The organism is Rhizobium sp. 007 (genome assembly GCF_015353075.1).
GTDB lineage: Bacteria > Pseudomonadota > Alphaproteobacteria > Rhizobiales > Rhizobiaceae > Rhizobium.
The window spans coordinates 1065668-1082380 of record NZ_CP064187.1; the positions used below are offsets into that span (position 1 = coordinate 1065668).

Below are 16713 nucleotides of genomic sequence, written 5' to 3' on the forward strand. Positions count from 1 at the left end.
TTACTATAGTCGTTTACGCTTCGCGCCATGTTTGTTCTCGGAGTACGAGTATGTCCGGCGTAACGGGTAATCAGGATGTGGACATCGACCTTGGCCAGCTCGTTCGAGCCGTCTGGGCCCGCCGGCTGAAGGTTGTCGCCGTCACGCTGATCGGGGCAGGGGTCGCCTTTGCCGGCGCCAAGATGATCTCGCCGAAATACAGTGCCGAAACGCGTCTGCTGATCGAGCAGCGTGCACCGGCTTTCGCCAACACCCAATCGAACGACGGCAATGCCGGTCCGCTGCTCGACGAGTTGAACATTGCGAGCCAGGTTCAGCTTCTGCAGTCCGCCGATATCATCAAGCAGGTCATCAACAGCGAGAAGCTCTATGAGCTGCCTGAATTCGACGATGCCGTCAACGGCTCTGCGCTGAGCGACATCCTTGTGGCGCTCCATATCAAGAAGAACCCGCTTGAAAATCCGCCTGAAGAGCGCGTGATCGATGCGTTCATCGAGCGCCTTCAGGTCTACCAGGTTCCCGGTTCGCGCGTCATCGGCATCACCTTCACGTCGAAGGATCCGAAGATTGCCGCGCGCATTCCGAATGCCATGGCGAATGTCTATCTCGCGACGCAGAGCGGCGCCAAACTCGATACGAACTCGGAGGCCACCCGTTGGCTCGAGCCGGAAATCGAGAACCTTCGCAAGAAGGTAAACGACGCCGAGCAGAAGGTTGCCGAATACCGCGCCAAGCACGGTCTCCTGCCGACGAACGGAGGCAGCAACTTTCCGCAGCAGCAGCTGAACGATATCTCTGTTGAGCTGACCCGCGTACGCGGCGAAAAGGCGAATGCCGAGGCGCGCGCCCAGTCCGTCCGCAACGCGCTCGCCTCCGGTGAGGCGTCGGATACGTTGCCGGACATCATGTCCTCGCAGTCGATGCAGCGGCTGAAGGGCACTGAGTCGGGCCTCCAGTCGCAGATTTCCGATCTCAGCACGTCGCTGCTCAACAACCATCCGAAGTTGAAGAGCCTGCGGGCGCAGCTTGCAGACATCAAGACGCAGATCCGCCAGGAGACGCAAAAGATCCTGGCCAGCGTAGAGGGCGAGGCGAAGGTCGCCGGCCTTCGTGCTGCCGAACTCGAGCGCCAGTCCGGCACGTTGCGGGCAAACAGCGCCCAGGCGGGCGAAGACGAGGTCGGCCTCAATGCCCTGCAGCGCGAGGCGAACGCCCAGCGCCAGCTGCTCGAGACCTACCTCGCTCGCTACCGGGAAGCCGCTTCCCGCGCCGACAGCAATTCGAGTCCGGCGGATGCGCGCATCGTCTCGCGCGCCATCGAGCCTGTCGATCCGTACTTCCCGAAGGTCGTGCCGATCGTCGTCGTCGCTGCCGTCGCGACGTTGGTCATGAGCGCGATCGTCATCATGCTCGCGGAACTTTTCAGCGGCCGGGCACTGCGTCCGGTCGACGGCAGCGTCGAGCCGGCTGCGCCGATCGAAGAAAAAACGCAGGCCGCCGCTGCGCCGAAAGCCAAGCGTGACGTCAAGCCCAGCATGCTTTCGGCACCGGTGGAAGAAGAGCCTGCGCAGGAGGCGCCTGCACCTTTGGAAGACGAAAGCGAATTCTCGATCAGCTCTGTCGCCCATTATCTCACGAGCAGCCGGGCAACGCTCGCTGTCGCGATATCGCCGACTGGCGACGATGGTTCCGCGGCGACCGTTTCGCTGGCCCGCGCGCTTGCCGACGTCGGTCAGCGCGTGGTTCTGGTCGACATGACCGGCTCCGGCTATCCGACCGAGTTGATGGGCGACGACCCGAATGCGCCGGGCGTCACCGATCTGCTCTGCGGCGCTGCCGCTTTCGGCGAAACGATCCATGGCGACCGTGATTCAGATGCTCATCTGATCCCGCAGGGCATCAGCGACATCCGTCAGGCGATGCGCGGCGCAGACCGGCTTTCGCTGCTGCTCGACGCATTGTCCTCAGCCTATGATCTCGTGATTGTCGAGTGCGGTGCAGCCGATGTTGCCGGCGTCTCCCGCCTGACGCGCAGCAAGGATGTCGAGATCATCCTTTCGATGCCGGACGTGATCGAAGAGGAGTTCGTCGTCGCGATGACGGAATTCGAAAAGGCGGGCTATCAGCGCGTCGTGCTGATGTCCGGCGACGAGACAATTGCGGAGGACCTCCCGCGCCGCGCGGCCTGATCAGACGCCGATCTTTGAACGAGCGCGCTGCGCGAATTTATAGAGGCCGGGCCGAGCCTTGATGTGGGCCTTGCTCCGCGTGATGGCCCGGTGCGCAAGCCCGGCGATCCTTCCCACGAAGGACAGCGGCAGCACTATATCGTGATGATCCGTTTCGATCGGTGCCCAAGAACGTTTGTAGACCTGATCGCCGAGACCGAAATCGAAGAGGGTGACGCCCGTCCCGTGCAATTTGGAAATCATCTGCCAAAAGAGGAATTCGCCCGGGCTTGCATCCGCCGCAATGCTTTCGTTGATCGAACTGAACTGGCAGATCACGTGATCGCCCTTGCGCGAGATACCGGATAGCGCAGCGATATGCCCTTCGTTTTCGCCCTTGAGGCGGATCGCATGCATCTCAAGCCCGAAATCGTCGCCCTCGCGGATATCGATCAGGCCATGGAGAAAGGTCCGCGTTTCGGCGTCCGCAAACACGTCGGGCAGCCCGAGTGCCTTGAAGCGCTCGGCCTTCTGAGCGAAGAACTGGTCAAGAAAGGCGTGCTGCTGGCCGGCCGTCCCGCCAGCGACATAGTCGAAGCCGCCGATGGCTTCGAGCCGTTTCGACTGCACCCGGAACTTCTTCCGGCGGCTCTTGGAGTTCAATTGCCTGAGCGTCGCCTCGAAATTTTCAAGCAGCGGCAGCTGATAGGCGTGGTTCTGGTTCTGCACCAATGGCAACAGACCGAGCGGGCTCTTCTGGCCGCGCCATTCCAGCGGGATGTTCTGCAAGAGCAGCAGATCGGCCTTGCCGCGAAGGGCGTGACGAAGGCTCTCGGCGAAGCAGTGCGCATCGAGGTCAACGGCGCGGCGCAGAAAATGCTCCGTGATAAGTCCGGTATTGATGTTGCTGTGATTGGCGCCGATGAATTTCGCGATCCGCACGCCATGGGAGCGCTCGATTTCGACCGGCAGGATAAAGGCCGATTCTGGCCCGCAGACGCCTCGCAAAATGGCGAGCGGCCGCCGATAGGCGCCGACCCAGCTATGGCACCAGTCATAGCCCTGATGGAGAGACGTCAGATTGTCGAGCTCCAAGGCGCGCCAATCCTTTTCCAGCGGCGCCATTGTGTCGAAGACCGTGACATCGAGTTCCGCGCTCAGCGAGCGAGGGTTCGCAATGCCTTCCTCGACTTTCGCCGCTTCGTCGAGCGGTCGTTGATGGGCATCGAGCTTTTGCGTCTGCACGGGTCTTCTCCGGTCAAGATGGCTTGGCCGGAAGCATAAAGGGCGAGCGCCTTCATTTGGCTTAAATGCAATAGGGCAGACCGTCTTTTCCGCGGATCACGGTTATTCCGGCGTTAACGGCGTTCACTTCTGCCGCGGACCGGCCATCCATTTGATGATCAGCATCGCCGGCAGGACCCAGACAAGGCCCGTCACCGAGAAATAGAGGAGGTGGACCCACCACGACGATTCCCCAAGTGTCGCGACGGCAATCGTGTTCGCCAAAAGCGCATAAAGAAGCACGAGAACGACGATGAGGATCGTGCCGATGAATTTGCGCAAGCGGATGGGCATGAATTCTCTTTCCGGAGTATGTGGACCCGCGCGACGGCATGCCGCAAAGGTTCGGGGCTTGTTTTGCATGAGCCGTTGGGGCAAATCAACTGCCGGAAAGAAGGAACAATCATGGCCGTCGCGAACTTGACCACGCAACAGACGATCTTGAGCGAGGTCCGCAGGTTGGACCGGAACCGCCGCGCACTGCGCATCTGGCTGGGTATCGTGCTCCTCGCGCTCGTCTGTCTCGTGCTCGTCGGCGGCGCGACGCGTCTTACCAATTCCGGCCTTTCGATCACGGAATGGAAGCCGATCCACGGCGTCATTCCGCCGCTCACTGCCGCTGAATGGGAGGAAGAATTCAAGCTCTACCAGCGCATTCCCGAATTCCAGCAGCTAAACAGCGACATGACCGTGGAGGATTTCAAGACCATCTTCTGGTGGGAATGGGCGCACCGGCTGATCGCCCGCGGGATCGGCGTCATCTTCGCTCTGCCGCTTGTCTTTTTCTGGCTGACGGGCATGGTCGAACGGCGGCTGCGCTGGCCGCTCGCCGGCATCCTGGCGCTCGGAGGCCTGCAGGGCTTCATCGGCTGGTGGATGGTCTCGTCCGGTCTTTCGGTGCGGACCGACGTCAGCCAGTATCGCCTCGCGGCGCACCTCGTCATGGCCTGTCTGATTTTCGCCGCCTGCATGTGGATCATGCGCGGCCTTTCCCCGCATTCGAACGACGCCGCGCCCACCGAAAGCTCGCGGGCATGGGCGGCGATAATTGCCATTTTCGCGCTCTTCCAGATCTATCTCGGCGCGCTGGTGGCCGGTCTTGATGCCGGCTTCACCTACAATACCTGGCCGCTGATGGACGGCGCGATCATCCCCTCCGATCTTCTCATCCAAAAGCCCGCTTGGATCAATTTCTTCGAAAACCCGAAGACCGTTCAATTCTTCCATCGCGCCGGCGCCTACGTGCTCTTCGCGCTCGCTTTCATCAATATGGTGGTTGCGCTCCGCGCAGCTCCCCAAACCACACACGCCCGCCGCGCTGTCGTTCTCTTCGCGCTCGTCACGCTGCAGGCCGCAATCGGCATCGCTACGCTCCTTCTGCAGGTCCCGTTTCATTGGGGTCTTTTACATCAGGCAGGCGCCCTGATCGTCTTGGGCTTCGCCGTCGCCAACTGGCGCGGCTTCTACGGTGAGTTTGCGCACGACACGATGATTGCGGAAAGGGACTGAGCAGGAGGTTGCGTCAGGCGCTTACCGCAAGATCCCGTCGAGCGCTGGCATGCCGATGATGGCGGCCGCGGCGATGAGCAAATAGCAGATCAGCCGGAACGTGCTCTCCTTCGCCAAGCCGAACAGCTTCGAGCCGCCATAGAGGCCGAGCGCATAGCCCGGCAGGATGACGGGCGTCAGAGCAAAGACGGCCTGCACGAAAAGCCCTCCGGCATAATAGCTGATTGCGCTGAAGCAGGTGGAGATCGAGAAGTAGAGGATGACATTTGCCCGGACGCGGGTAAACTCGCTCTTGCCGCCGAGCCAATAGGCAACGACCGGCGGGCCGCCAAGCTGTGCCGCGCCGCTGAAAAGACCGGCGATAAGGCCGACCCCGGCACTGAGCGGCGCGCGCGGCTCGCCGTGATGGCGCCAGCCTGACAAGAGGAGCGCCAGCAGCGATATAGCCACGGCGGTGATGATCCAGCGCAGCGTCAAGGTATCCATCAGCGCAAGTGCAACTGTGCCCGCGGGAACGCCGAGAGCCGCGCCGATCGCCATCGCGAAGACTTCACGCCGGTTGGCGCTGCGCCAGGCAGGCGGGATCATCCCAAGTGTCGCAAGCCCGTCGATGAGAAGCAAAACGGGAGAAATCAGCTTCGGGCCGACAATCGCGCCGCCAAGCGGAATGAAGATCAGCGCCGCCCCGAAGCCCGAAAAGCCGCGCGCGAGCCCGGCAATGAAGGCAAAGAAGATTAGCGCATAGATGCCGTGATCCGGCAGCGCAGCGGAAAACCATTCAGCAACGCCGGCCGAAAGCGTATCGATCGGCATGTCCTTGGGGCTCCGGAAGGTTTACGAGGCGAGCATCAGATCCATGTTTTGGACGGCCGCCCCCGAGGCGCCCTTGCCAAGATTGTCGAGCAGAGCGACGAGGTTGACCTGACTGGAGCCCGGCGTGCCGAACACGAAGAGCTTCATCGTGTCCTTCCCGGCAAGCTCCACGGCATCGATACGGGCAAGTGTACGACTCTCCTCGAGCGGAACGACCGTGACGATATCCTGACCGGCATAATGCGCTGTCAGGGCCGCATGGATGCTTTCGAGCGTCGCATCGCCCGAGAGATCGTCGAGATGCAGCGGCACCTGGACGATCATGCCCTGCGCGAACTTGCCGACCGAAGGCGAGAAGATTGGCGCTCGGTCGAGCAGGCCATGGATTTTCATCTCCGGCACATGCTTGTGTGTCAGCGGCAGGCCATAGAGGAAATGCGGCGCGGTGATTGCATCGTCGCGGCTCTGGTCTTCAATCTGCGCGATCATCTGCTTGCCGCCGCCGGTATAGCCGGAGACCGCATTGACGGTGACTGGATAGCCGTCCGGCAGAATGCCTGCAGCGCGCAACGGCCGGATGAGGCCGATGGCGCCCGTCGGGTAGCAGCCGGGGTTGGCGACAAAACGGGCGGCCCTGATCTTTTCGGCCTGCTCCTTGTCCATTTCGGCAAAGCCGTAAGCCCAGCCGGGATTGACGCGGAAGGCGGTCGACGTGTCGATAACGCGCACATTGTCGTTCGCCGAAACCATCTGGACGGCTGCTTTCGACGCGTCGTCGGGCAGGCAGAGGATGGCGATATCGGCGCTGTTCAGCATGTCCTCGCGCATCGCGGCATTGCGGCGTTCAGCCTCCGGAATGGACAGAAGCTCGACATCGCGGCGGCCGGCCATGCGCGTGCGGATCTGCAGACCCGTTGTGCCGTGTTCGCCATCGATGAAGATTTTCGGTGCCATGATAATCCTGCGCTTTCAATGAGTTCGGATTGCTTGCGGAATCAGTGTGCCATGAAGTTGAATCAGTTTGATAACGGCCTAGCGTGCCGCTGCGTGCCTCTCGGCGCGGAGCCCCAGCATATACATCGCGACCGTCGCCCCTGCAATGGCGGTGATATCGGCGTGATCATAAGGCGGCGAGACCTCGACCACGTCTGCGCCGCGGATATCGAGCTGCTGCAGGCGCTGCAGGACCGAAAGGATCTTGGCGCTCGACGGCCCGCCCGCTACTGGCGTGCCGGTGCCTGGCGTATAGGCCGGATCGAGGCAGTCGATATCGAAGGTCAGATAGGCCGGAGCGTCCTTGGTGTGCGAGACGATTGCCGAGGCGATCTCAGCGGCATTCATTTCTTCGACCTGATGGCCGTAGAGGATGCGAATGCCGAAATCCTCCGGCGCGTGGGTGCGGATACCGATCTGGATGGAGCGGCCCGGGTCGATGATGCCGTCGCGGGCCGCGCGTGCGACGAAGGAGCCGTGATCGATCCGCCGGTTATCGTCGAGCCAGGTATCTTGATGCGCGTCGAACTGCACCAGCGCCAGCGGACCGTGCCTGGCCGCATGCGCCTTGAGGATCGGCCATGTGACATAGTGGTCGCCGCCTAGCGTGAGCAGGAAGGCGCCGCTGTCAAGAATCATATTCGCCTGCCGCTCGATTGCCGCCGGCGTCTCCTGGTGATTGCCGTAGTCAAGCAGGCAGTCGCCGTAGTCGATCACCGCCATTTCGGCGAAGAGATCGCGATTGAAGGGATATTGCGGATCGTTGTCGAAGATCGCCGAGGCGCGACGGATCGCCTGCGGCCCGAAGCGCGTTCCCGGCCGGTTGGAGGTTGCCGCATCGAAGGGAATACCCCAGACGACGACGTCGGCGCCTGTCAGAACCTTGGTGAACCGACGCCGCATGAAGGAGAGCGCTCCGGCAAAGGTTGGGTCAGTGGCCGACGATGTGAGGCTGGTCGCCATAAAGGCGTGATCGATCGACTTCTCTGCCATGGCGTCCCTTCATCACATGTTGGCAGGACGTTGGACAATCACGGCCGACAAGGCAAGCCCCGAACGAAACGAAATTCCTGTCGCTCAGGACGCCTTGGCTTCGAATGCCGGCGGAAAGTCGCCGAGAGCCTTGGCCTCGTTGATGCGGGCACCGATATCTTCCTCGATGATCGACTCCAACTGCGAAAAGCTGTCGATCACGTAGTAAATCGGCTGGACGATATCGATCCGGTAGGGCGTTCTCAGCGCTGTCATCAGGTCGAAAGGCCGGAATTCGCATGCCTTGCCTTCCATTGCCGCCCGCGTCTCGTTGGGCGAGGAGACGATGCCGGCGCCGAAGCAGCGGCGTCCCTGCGGGGTGTTGATGAGGCCGAATTCCACAGTGAACCAGAAAATCCGAAACAGATGCCAGGAATACCCCTTGCCGAGGCCGACGGCCTTCTCGCCGAAGCGGCGGACGAAATTGGCGTAGCTCTGGTTGGTCAGCAGCGGACAATGGCCGAAGACCTCGTGGAAGATATCCGGCTCTTCGATATAATCGATATGCTCGCGGCGCCGGATGAACGTCGCCAGCGGAAACTTGCCCTGCGACAGCAATTCATAGAAGCGCGACGGCGGGATGAGGGCAGGGACGCCTTCCACGCCGAAGCCGGTGGTTTCGTTAAGACGCCGATTGACGTCGCGAAGCTGCGGAACTTTTTGCGGCTTCAGCCCGAGGGTCTTCACGCCGTCCAGATATTCCCGGCAGGCCTTGTCGGCGAGCAGCGTCATCTGGCGCTGATAGAGCTCGCTCCAGATTTGGTCTTCTTCAGCGGTGTAGTGATAGATGCCGTTCGCATCCGGCAGGTTCGCCGTGTAGGTGCTTTCCTTGGTCATGAGCGGCCTCCCGTCCTCTGATCCAATGAGCCGGGCGATTTCGACCTCCGGCTGTCATGTCACCATTATATCCCTGGGAATGCGGGTAAACATTTCAGCATTGCCGGATTATGGTTGGAAAATGGGAGAATAATCCGTGAGGAGGGGAAAGAATGAAAGAAAATTTGAAGGCGGCCCGCAAGCTCCTGCAGCTTGTGCAGGCCGGCAGCACTCTGTCGCTCGCCGAGCTGGCGGAAAAGGCCGGCATGTCGCAAAGCACCGCCTGGCGCAAGATGCAGGAACTCGAGACGGAAGGCGTCATTCGCAAGCGTGTGGCGCTCCTCGATCCGGCAAAGCTCGATCTCAAGCTCTGCATCATCGCCCATGTAACCTTGGAGGACCACCACGAAGAGGCGATCGAAGCCTTTGCCGCCGCAGTGCGCGACCGGCCCGAGATCATGGAATGCTATGCGCTATCGGGGACGTTCGACTATATGCTGAAGATCAGGGCGCGCGACGTCGAAGCCTACGAGGCCTTCATGACACGCTACCTGATGCGCAATCCACATGTGCGCAATGTGGTTTCGAGCTTCGTCCTGCGCGAACTGAAGTCGACGACAGAGCTGCCGATCTGAGGGCCGGCTGCGAGTGGTGGCAAAAGAAAAGGCCGGGAAAGACCCGGCCTTTGCAAAATCCGTATTCTGGAGCGATTAGCGCTTCGAGAACTGGAACGAACGGCGGGCCTTGGCCTTGCCGTACTTCTTACGCTCGACGACGCGGCTGTCGCGGGTCAGGAAGCCGCCCTTCTTGAGCACGCCGCGAAGGCCCGGCTCGAAGTAGGTGAGGGCCTTCGAGAGACCGTGACGAACGGCACCGGCCTGGCCGGAAAGACCGCCGCCTGCAACCGTTGCAACGATGTCGAATTGGCCGTCGCGGGCTGCAGCGACGATCGGCTGGCGCAGGATCATCTGCAGGACCGGACGGGCGAAGTATGCCGTGAAGTCCTTGCCGTTGACGGTGATCTTGCCGGAGCCGGCCTTGAGCCAAACACGGGCTACGGCATCCTTACGCTTGCCGGTCGCATAGGAGCGGCCAAGCGAGTCGACCTTGCGGACGTGAACCGGAGCAGCTGCTTCCGACGACGTGCCGAGGTCCTTCAGGGAAGAGAGGTCAGCCATTATCAGGCGCTCCTTACGTTCTTCTTGTTCAGCTTGGCGACGTCGAGGACGGTCGGCTGCTGTGCTTCATGGGGATGGTTGGAACCGGAGTAGACGCGGAGGTTCTTCATCTGGCGACGGCCGAGCGGACCACGCGGGACCATGCGCTCAACGGCCTTTTCGAGGACGCGCTCCGGGAAGCGGCCTTCGATGATCTGGCGAGCGGTGCGCTCCTTGATGCCGCCGGCATAACCGGTGTGCCAGTAGTAGACCTTGTCGGAATACTTCTTGCCGGTGAAAACGACCTTGTCGGCATTGATGACGATAACGTTGTCGCCGTCGTCAACGTGAGGCGTGAAGGTTGCCTTGTGCTTGCCGCGCAGACGCATGGCGATGAGGGAAGCGAGGCGGCCAACGACAAGCCCTTCGGCGTCGATGATCACCCACTTCTTCTCCACCTCTGCAGGCTTCTGGGAGAAGGTTGCCATAGTGATTCTCTCCTTTGGATCCCTGAACCCGAGGGCCAAGGGCGTTTCTTGTTGCTTGGTTTGACGCACCCGAAAGCGCGCCAAAAAGAAAGCAGCCCGGAAAGGCTGCGTTTCTGGCGCGGTGTATAGAGGGAAAGGCCTTAACGGTCAATATCATCCGTCTGCGCCACCGTAAAAAATACGAAACAAAATCAATGTGTTAATTATGTGGTAATATGATACCGTAATTTTATCGCGGTGGAATCGAATAAGTTGCCGTCGCATGGGCCACCAGCTCGGCCGGATTTTCCTGAAAGATGGCGGCGTCGATAACGGCGAGCCGCTTTCCGAGCTTGAGGATCCGGCAGGTGCAGGTTGTCGGCTGCGGCTTCGGCAGGCGCAGGAAATTGATGTTGAGGCTGGTCGTGACGGCAAGTGCGACCGGGCCGATATGGGCAAGCACCGCTGCATAGGCGGTGACGTCCGCCAGCGTGAAGAGGGCAGGACCGGACACGGTGCCGCCAGGGCGCAGATGCCTTTTTGACGGATCGAACCGCGTCGAGACACTGCCGGGCGTAATATCCGTCACGGTAAAGACGCGCCCGTCCGTGTGGATCTGCGGGAAATCGGTCTCCAGAAACTGGTGGACCTCCTCGATCGTCATGACCGGCTGCATCGCTTCTCCTCGAAATTGCCGATAGCTTGTGACAGAACTGTTAGCACGAAATCGCAATGCAAGGAGTTAGTCCATGGCCGAAGTCGTATCCTTCCGGAAGGGCGCAAACGAGGATGGGAGTGTCCTCGTTACCCGCTCGCTTGCCGATGGCGTGCTGCGGCTCACGCTCAACAACCCGCCGGCGAACGTGCTTTCGATCGCGGTGATGGAACTGTTGATGGGCGAGCTTCAGAAAGCCGCTGAAGACGGCGAAGTCCGCGTAGTGGTCATCGCCTCGACCGGCGATGTGTTCTCTGCGGGGCACGATCTCAAGGAGATGACGGAGCATCGTGCCGATGCCGATGGCGGGGTGGCCTTCTTCGAGGAGACATTTGCGCTTGCAGCCGATCTCATGCTGGAGATCACCCGCCTGCCGAAACCGGTGATCGCGCAGATCGACGGCCTTGCGACCGCAGCCGGCTGCCAGCTCGTCGTCTCCTGCGACCTTGCGATCTGTACCGACACCGCGACCTTCTGCACACCTGGCGTCAATATCGGGCTGTTCTGCTCGACGCCAATGGTCGCCGTTACGCGCGCCGCGCACCGGAAGCAGGCGATGGAAATGCTGCTGACCGGCGAAACGATCGATGCTTCGACCGCCAAGGACTTCGGCCTCGTCAACCGGATCGTACCCAAGCAGTATCTGACGCAGGTCGTGAGCAAATACGCTTCCGTCATCGCTTCGAAATCACCCTTGACGCTGAAGATCGGCAAGGAGGCCTTCTACCGCCAGCTCGAAATGCCGACAGAAGAGGCATACAGCCATGCGGCCCAGGTGATGGTCGACAACATGCTGACTGCAGACGCGGAAGAGGGCATCGGCGCGTTTCTTGCAAAACGGGTGCCGAGTTGGACCGGCGAGTAGCGCGCTCGACATTCTGCGGGACGAGCAGACAAGGCCAAAAGGCGAGTCGTGCTCATTATGCGAAATCGCTCGACGATTTAAGCCCGCTAAATCTGTTGGACTGCATAGATTGAGCGGCGATCGGAAAGGTCAGTGGGCAACGACAATCAACGGCCCTTGGCGTCTATGCTTTCGAGAAACGATCCGCAGCTTTTGGCTCAATTTGCAATTTGCTTGCGATCTGGCTGTTGCAGAACGTGAGAAGGGCGAGCGGATCTCAAAAGAGGTTATTCCAGCGCAATCTGCCGCGTAGTTCTTACCCGAGCTTCAGGATCAGTCCGCCGCTCGCGATGATCACGCCTGCGACATAACGCCATGGGCTGGCTTTCTCCTTCAGGACCAGCACCGAAATGATGAGCGCGAAGAGGATCGACGTTTCCCGCAGCGCGGCAACGGTGGCGACGGGCGCCTTGGTCATGGCCCAGAGGGCGAACCCGTAGGAGGCGATCGAACCGGCGCCGCCAATCAGACCGCGCCACCAATTGTAGCGGACATGAACCGCGACTGCGAGAAGGCCGCGGCGCGAGATCGCCCATGCAAAGAGCAGCACCGGCGGCAGCAGCGCCATCCACAGCGTATAGGACACCGCATTGCCGGAGACGCGTGCGCCGATGCCGTCGACATAAGTATAGGTAGCGATGACGCAGGCGTTGACGAGCGCGAGCATGATGGCATGTTTGCTGCCGCGCCGCGCCTCGAAGGCAAGGGTCAGAATGCCGGCGCAGATCGTCATCGTGCCGATGAGCGCGCCGCCCGAAAGGCTTTCGTTCAACACGAAGCCGCTTGTGGCGGTGATGAGGAGCGGCGCACAGCCGCGCATCAGCGGATAGACGAGGCCGATATCGCCTGCGCGGTAAGCGGCCGCGACCAATTGAAAATACGCAAATTGCAGGACGGCCGACGCTCCGATGAAGGGCCAGGCCGTTGGCTGCGGCAGCGGCAGAAAGGGCAGGAACGGCAGCGCCGCCACTGCCCCGCCGGCCGAAACAAGCGCCGCGTCCAGCGACTTGTTGGTCCCCGCCTTGATGATCGCGTTCCATGTCGCATGCAGGAATGCACCGAAGAGAACGAGCAGAATGACGTCGAGGGGCACGATGCGGACCGGAATGAAAGGGAAGGCTATCTGGGGAGAATGGGTATGGGCCGTGTTGACGCGAAAATCAATCTTGCGAGCGGATTTTGCAACCGGTGGCTGGTCTCCTGCTTGAAAATGAGAATCGTCATGCTCGGTTCCGGCGCTAACGTGCAGCATCATCGGGGCGTAGCGTGCGCGCTCGAAATACGTTTATTTTGGCCGCGCACACTCAACTATGAGGTGTTTCTAATAGACGCAAGAACGAAAAAGGAACAAAACGAAGACAAAAGAAGTTTAATAGATGATAATATTTCTCCGCTTAGTCCATTCTCGATTTATACTTCTGTAATATAGAGATTGTTCTATAATTTTGCTATATCCATTTTGATGCAAATCCAAGTAGCAATTCGAACCGCTTCTGATTTACAATGGCCGGAAGCTGCGTGTTTCCGGCTCTTGCGAAATCGTTTTCGCGTCCCGAACACCTGCTACAGGGAGTGGTTTGGTATGAAGAACATCCCGTCAAGATTGTCGATACTCTGGCAGTTGAGGACGGGGCAGGACCGGTCGTCTCTGGTCGGTATGTTCTTCCACTCCGCATATTCGTTAGCGTCGCAGTACCGACTGTTGCGGACGTAGCGATCGTAAAGCGGAAGGCCGCGCGGCGAGGTCCAGCGGAAGATGACGGCGCCTTGATTGTGGATGGCGGCGCGGGCACTTTGGCAGGTCATGGACATCGGATTGTAGCGGGAGATCGCCAGCGATGGTGAGGCCGCAAGGAAAAGCGCTGCGGCGAGAGCGAGTTTTTTCATGGGTTATTCCTCCTTGGGAACCCGGATGCCTATATATACGCCCGAAGGAACTGTCAGTTTCAACGCTCTGCAAATAATGTCGACTGGAGGAAAGCTGATGAATCACGACCGTTATCCGGACGATTACATTGCCGGAATTTTGAACTCCGTGAAGACGATCGCGCTGACCGGGGCGTCGCCCAATCCGGCCCGGCCGAGCAACGGCGTGATGGGCTATCTCCTGTCGCGCGGCTACAATGTCATTCCCGTCAACCCCGGGCAGGCGGGCAAGCAGATCCAGGGCCAGCTCGTCTATGCCCGGCTTGCCGATATCCCGGTGCCGGTCGATATGGTCGACGTGTTCCGCGCCTCGGAATATCTCCATGGCGTCGTTGATGAGGCTCTGGCTCTTCCCTTGCGGCCGAAGGTGATTTGGTCGCAGCTCGGCGTGCGCGATGATGCTGCCGCAGCGAAGGCGGAGGAAGCTGGCATAAAAGTTGTGATGGACCGCTGCCCGGCAATCGAAATCCCGCGCCTTGCCGCGTGAGTGCACGGATTTTTCTCCAGACGCCCGATGGTTGAAACGCAAAGCGATTAACATTTGCGGATCGTAGTCTATGCTCCCGCCATCGATAGCGACGGGAGGACGACATGGCGACGAGCGATCCGGGTTTCAACACGCTGGCAATCCATGCCGGTGCGCAGCCGGATCCGGCGACGGGCGCGCGGATAACGCCGATCTATCAGACGACAGCCTTCGTCTTTAACGATTCCGATCACGCGGCCTCGCTCTTTGGCCTGCAGGCCTTCGGCAATATCTATACTCGCATCATGAACCCCACGCAGGCGGTGCTGGAGGAGCGCGTGGCAGCCCTTGAGGGCGGTACGGCAGCGCTTGCCGTGGCTTCGGGTCACGCGGCGCAGGTCATCGTCTTTCATACGATCATGCGTCCGGGCGAGAATTTCGTCGCGGCCAGGCAGCTCTACGGCGGCTCGGTCAATCAGTTCGGCAATGCCTTCGGGAATTTCGGCTGGCAGGTGCGCTGGGCCGATTCCCTCGATCCGGCAAGCTTTGAAAGCCAGATCGATGAGAAGACGCGGGCGATCTTCATCGAAAGCCTGGCCAATCCCGGCGGCACGTTCGTCGACATCGCGGCGATTGCCGAAGTGGCCCACAGGCACGGCCTGCCGCTTATCGTCGACAACACGATGGCGACGCCTTACCTCATCCGGCCGATCGAGCATGGCGCCGACATCGTCGTGCATTCGCTGACGAAGTTCCTCGGCGGCCATGGCAATTCGATGGGCGGCATCATCATCGATGGCGGCACCTTCGACTGGTCAAAGTCCGGCAATTATCCAATGCTGTCCACCCCGCGCCCGGAATATAACGGCATGGTGCTGCATTCGACCTTCGGTAATTTCGCCTTCGCGATCGCCGCCCGCGTGCTCGGCCTTCGCGACCTCGGCCCGGCCATCTCGCCCTTCAACGCCTTCCTGATCCTCACCGGCATCGAAACGCTGCCGCTAAGAATGCAGCGCCACAGCGACAATGCCATAGCGGTCGCCAGATGGCTGAAAGCACACAGCAAGATCGCCTGGGTGAATTATGCGGGTCTCGAAGACGATCCGAACCACACCCTGCAGCAGCGCTATTCGCCGAAGGGTGCAGGCTCGGTCTTCACCTTCGGCGTCAAGGGCGGCTACGAGGCGGGCAAGGCGCTGGTGGAGGGCCTGGAGCTCTTCTCCCACCTCGCCAATATCGGCGATACGCGCTCTCTGGTCATCCACCCGGCTTCGACCACCCACCGCCAGCTGACCGACGAACAGAAGGCCGCCGCCGGCGCCGGTCCCGATGTCGTCCGCCTCTCGATCGGCATCGAGGACGTAAAGGACATCATCGCCGACCTTGAACAGTCACTTTCGAAGATCTGATGTTGTTCATCACAAACGTCTGATTTTTCCGCACGCCCAGAATGAATCATCGGGCAAGGACAAGGAGCCCAACTGGCTGCCTGCTCCCAAGGGGCCGTTCTCGGCGATCATGCGCCTCTACTGGCCGAAGGCGGAAGCATTGAATGGAACGTGGAAACAACCACCGATGACAAAGGTCCAGTAGGCCTTGGCATACCTCACGACCACGGAGCGCGTAGAGCGCCCGTGGTCGACTTGCCAACAGGACGCCGCCGAATAGGTCGTAACGAGACCAGCCCTATTGCTTTCCGATATGGGCGAGGGCGGACCTCAGCGGCGCATCCGAGACGTGGATGACCCCGAGATACGGATGCGCCATGTCGACGACTAGGAAGACCGCCGCGGCCACCGACAGCGAACACACCAGCATCACGCAGATCACGGTGGGATTTGCCGGAGCCTGAAGCCCGAACGTCGCGAACAGCCATGCCAGCCAGAACACCAGGATCACGAGAAACGCGGTCGGCAGTCCTTCGCCGTTGGTCTCGACCATCATCCAGTGCGCTTCCGCAAGGTTGCCGCTGACCTCGAGGGCGCGTGCCTGAAGCATCCGGTGAGCTTCGTCGTTCGGAGCCAGGGACCGGAGTTCGACCTGTATCGGCTCGACGGTCTGGGATACGTCATAGGGATCGATGGGGGCCTCATTCGGGAGCGGATCGCCCCAGCCCTGCCGCAGCCTGTCCTCGATCAATTCACGAAGACGCGCCCGCGCTCCTGACGTCTCCGGTCCGTACTGCGCCATCAACCTGTCGAGCAGCACCACGCGTGCGACCGAGCTGCGCAGTTCGGCCTCCGTGTCGTCATAGACGTTCTTCGCAGACGCGATGAGCAGACCAAGGGCGAGTGCCGACAGCGTTCCGACGACGGCCGTCGCCAGCCGGATCACGTCTCGGGACTCGGAGTCGAGATGATGATCCGGTATGCGGGAACGCAGCAGCATGCCGAGCAGGGCCGCCCCGAACAGGCAAGCGAAGACGGCCATGCCGATGAAGATGGAACTCAAGTTGTGGCCTCC

18 protein-coding genes and 1 pseudogene are annotated in these 16713 nt (G+C 60.7%); 7 read left to right on the plus strand and 12 right to left on the minus strand.

All coding sequences use genetic code 11. The features are described 5' to 3' along the window. Positions 1–50: 50 nt before the first annotated feature. Positions 51–2189, plus strand: coding sequence for a Wzz/FepE/Etk N-terminal domain-containing protein (locus ISN39_RS05230; RefSeq protein ID WP_194729385.1), 2139 nt, complete (start codon positions 51–53; stop codon positions 2187–2189). Here ISN39_RS05230 and ISN39_RS05235 read toward each other — a convergent pair whose 3' ends face one another. Beyond that, positions 2190–3413 carry a GNAT family N-acetyltransferase gene (locus ISN39_RS05235; RefSeq protein ID WP_194729386.1) on the minus strand — a complete coding sequence of 408 codons (1224 nt, stop codon included), beginning with the start codon at positions 3411–3413 and terminating at the stop codon, positions 2190–2192. 123 nt (positions 3414–3536) lie between these two features. Further along, positions 3537–3746 carry a DUF2842 domain-containing protein gene (locus ISN39_RS05240; RefSeq protein WP_074067363.1) on the minus strand — a complete coding sequence of 70 codons (210 nt, stop codon included), beginning with the start codon at positions 3744–3746 and terminating at the stop codon, positions 3537–3539. Between the two features lie 111 nt (positions 3747–3857). Here ISN39_RS05240 and ISN39_RS05245 point away from each other — a divergent pair, with 111 nt between their 5' ends. Continuing rightward, the gene (locus ISN39_RS05245) at positions 3858–4961 is read left to right on the plus strand and encodes a COX15/CtaA family protein (protein WP_194729387.1); all 1104 of its coding nucleotides are present in this window, start codon (positions 3858–3860) and stop codon (positions 4959–4961) included. Between the two features lie 21 nt (positions 4962–4982). Here ISN39_RS05245 and ISN39_RS05250 read toward each other — a convergent pair whose 3' ends face one another. From ISN39_RS05250 to ISN39_RS05265, 4 genes are all read right to left on the minus strand, one after another. Beyond that, a complete protein-coding gene (locus tag ISN39_RS05250; RefSeq protein WP_194729388.1) occupies positions 4983–5774 on the minus strand; it encodes a sulfite exporter TauE/SafE family protein in 792 nt (263 codons plus the stop codon). 21 nt (positions 5775–5795) lie between these two features. Continuing rightward, positions 5796–6728: an N-acetyl-gamma-glutamyl-phosphate reductase gene (gene argC / locus ISN39_RS05255; RefSeq protein WP_194729389.1), complete on the minus strand. Its 933-nt coding sequence runs from the start codon at positions 6726–6728 to the stop codon at positions 5796–5798. 78 nt (positions 6729–6806) lie between these two features. Next, on the minus strand, positions 6807–7760 hold the full coding sequence (gene speB, locus ISN39_RS05260) for an agmatinase (protein WP_194729390.1): 954 nt from the start codon (positions 7758–7760) through the stop codon (positions 6807–6809). Positions 7761–7844: 84 nt separating this feature from the next. Beyond that, positions 7845–8636 carry a phenylalanine 4-monooxygenase gene (locus tag ISN39_RS05265; protein ID WP_194729391.1) on the minus strand — a complete coding sequence of 264 codons (792 nt, stop codon included), beginning with the start codon at positions 8634–8636 and terminating at the stop codon, positions 7845–7847. A 152-nt stretch (positions 8637–8788) separates the two neighbouring features. On the opposite strand from ISN39_RS05265, the gene ISN39_RS05270 reads away from it, so the two are divergent. Further along, on the plus strand, positions 8789–9250 hold the full coding sequence (locus tag ISN39_RS05270) for an Lrp/AsnC family transcriptional regulator (protein WP_074067377.1): 462 nt from the start codon (positions 8789–8791) through the stop codon (positions 9248–9250). 75 nt (positions 9251–9325) lie between these two features. Here ISN39_RS05270 and rpsI read toward each other — a convergent pair whose 3' ends face one another. The 3 genes from rpsI to ISN39_RS05285 all read right to left on the minus strand — a co-directional run bounded on the left by rpsI (position 9326) and on the right by ISN39_RS05285 (position 10915). Beyond that, on the minus strand, positions 9326–9793 hold the full coding sequence (gene rpsI / locus ISN39_RS05275) for a 30S ribosomal protein S9 (protein ID WP_022714787.1): 468 nt from the start codon (positions 9791–9793) through the stop codon (positions 9326–9328). 2 nt (positions 9794–9795) lie between these two features. Continuing rightward, positions 9796–10260 carry a 50S ribosomal protein L13 gene (gene rplM, locus ISN39_RS05280; protein WP_022714788.1) on the minus strand — a complete coding sequence of 155 codons (465 nt, stop codon included), beginning with the start codon at positions 10258–10260 and terminating at the stop codon, positions 9796–9798. Between the two features lie 229 nt (positions 10261–10489). Beyond that, the gene (locus ISN39_RS05285; RefSeq protein WP_039844541.1) at positions 10490–10915 is read right to left on the minus strand and encodes a PaaI family thioesterase; all 426 of its coding nucleotides are present in this window, start codon (positions 10913–10915) and stop codon (positions 10490–10492) included. Positions 10916–10988: 73 nt separating this feature from the next. On the opposite strand from ISN39_RS05285, the gene ISN39_RS05290 reads away from it, so the two are divergent. Further along, positions 10989–11819: an enoyl-CoA hydratase gene (locus ISN39_RS05290; RefSeq protein WP_074067380.1), complete on the plus strand. Its 831-nt coding sequence runs from the start codon at positions 10989–10991 to the stop codon at positions 11817–11819. Between the two features lie 295 nt (positions 11820–12114). Here the strand turns inward: ISN39_RS05290 and ISN39_RS05295 are convergent, their stop codons facing one another. Continuing rightward, complete coding sequence (locus ISN39_RS05295) at positions 12115–12951, minus strand: EamA family transporter (protein ID WP_194730107.1); 837 nt, start codon at positions 12949–12951, stop codon at positions 12115–12117. A 470-nt stretch (positions 12952–13421) separates the two neighbouring features. Continuing rightward, the gene (locus tag ISN39_RS05300; protein WP_022714793.1) at positions 13422–13745 is read right to left on the minus strand and encodes a hypothetical protein; all 324 of its coding nucleotides are present in this window, start codon (positions 13743–13745) and stop codon (positions 13422–13424) included. 97 nt (positions 13746–13842) lie between these two features. On the opposite strand from ISN39_RS05300, the gene ISN39_RS05305 reads away from it, so the two are divergent. The 3 genes and pseudogenes from ISN39_RS05305 to ISN39_RS05315 form a co-directional block, all read left to right on the plus strand. After that, positions 13843–14271 (plus strand): CoA-binding protein, encoded by a 429-nt coding sequence (locus tag ISN39_RS05305; RefSeq protein ID WP_022714794.1) that lies wholly within the window; start codon positions 13843–13845, stop codon positions 14269–14271. Between the two features lie 104 nt (positions 14272–14375). Further along, a complete protein-coding gene (locus tag ISN39_RS05310) occupies positions 14376–15659 on the plus strand; it encodes an O-acetylhomoserine aminocarboxypropyltransferase (RefSeq protein ID WP_194729392.1) in 1284 nt (427 codons plus the stop codon). A gap of 19 nt (positions 15660–15678) precedes the next feature. After that, a pseudogene (locus ISN39_RS05315) lies at positions 15679–15843 on the plus strand (DUF1214 domain-containing protein); the annotation flags it as partial. 93 nt (positions 15844–15936) lie between these two features. Here the strand turns inward: ISN39_RS05315 and ISN39_RS05320 are convergent. Further along, positions 15937–16680: a DUF4239 domain-containing protein gene (locus tag ISN39_RS05320; protein WP_194730108.1), complete on the minus strand. Its 744-nt coding sequence runs from the start codon at positions 16678–16680 to the stop codon at positions 15937–15939. Between the last annotated feature and the right edge of the window lie 33 nt (positions 16681–16713).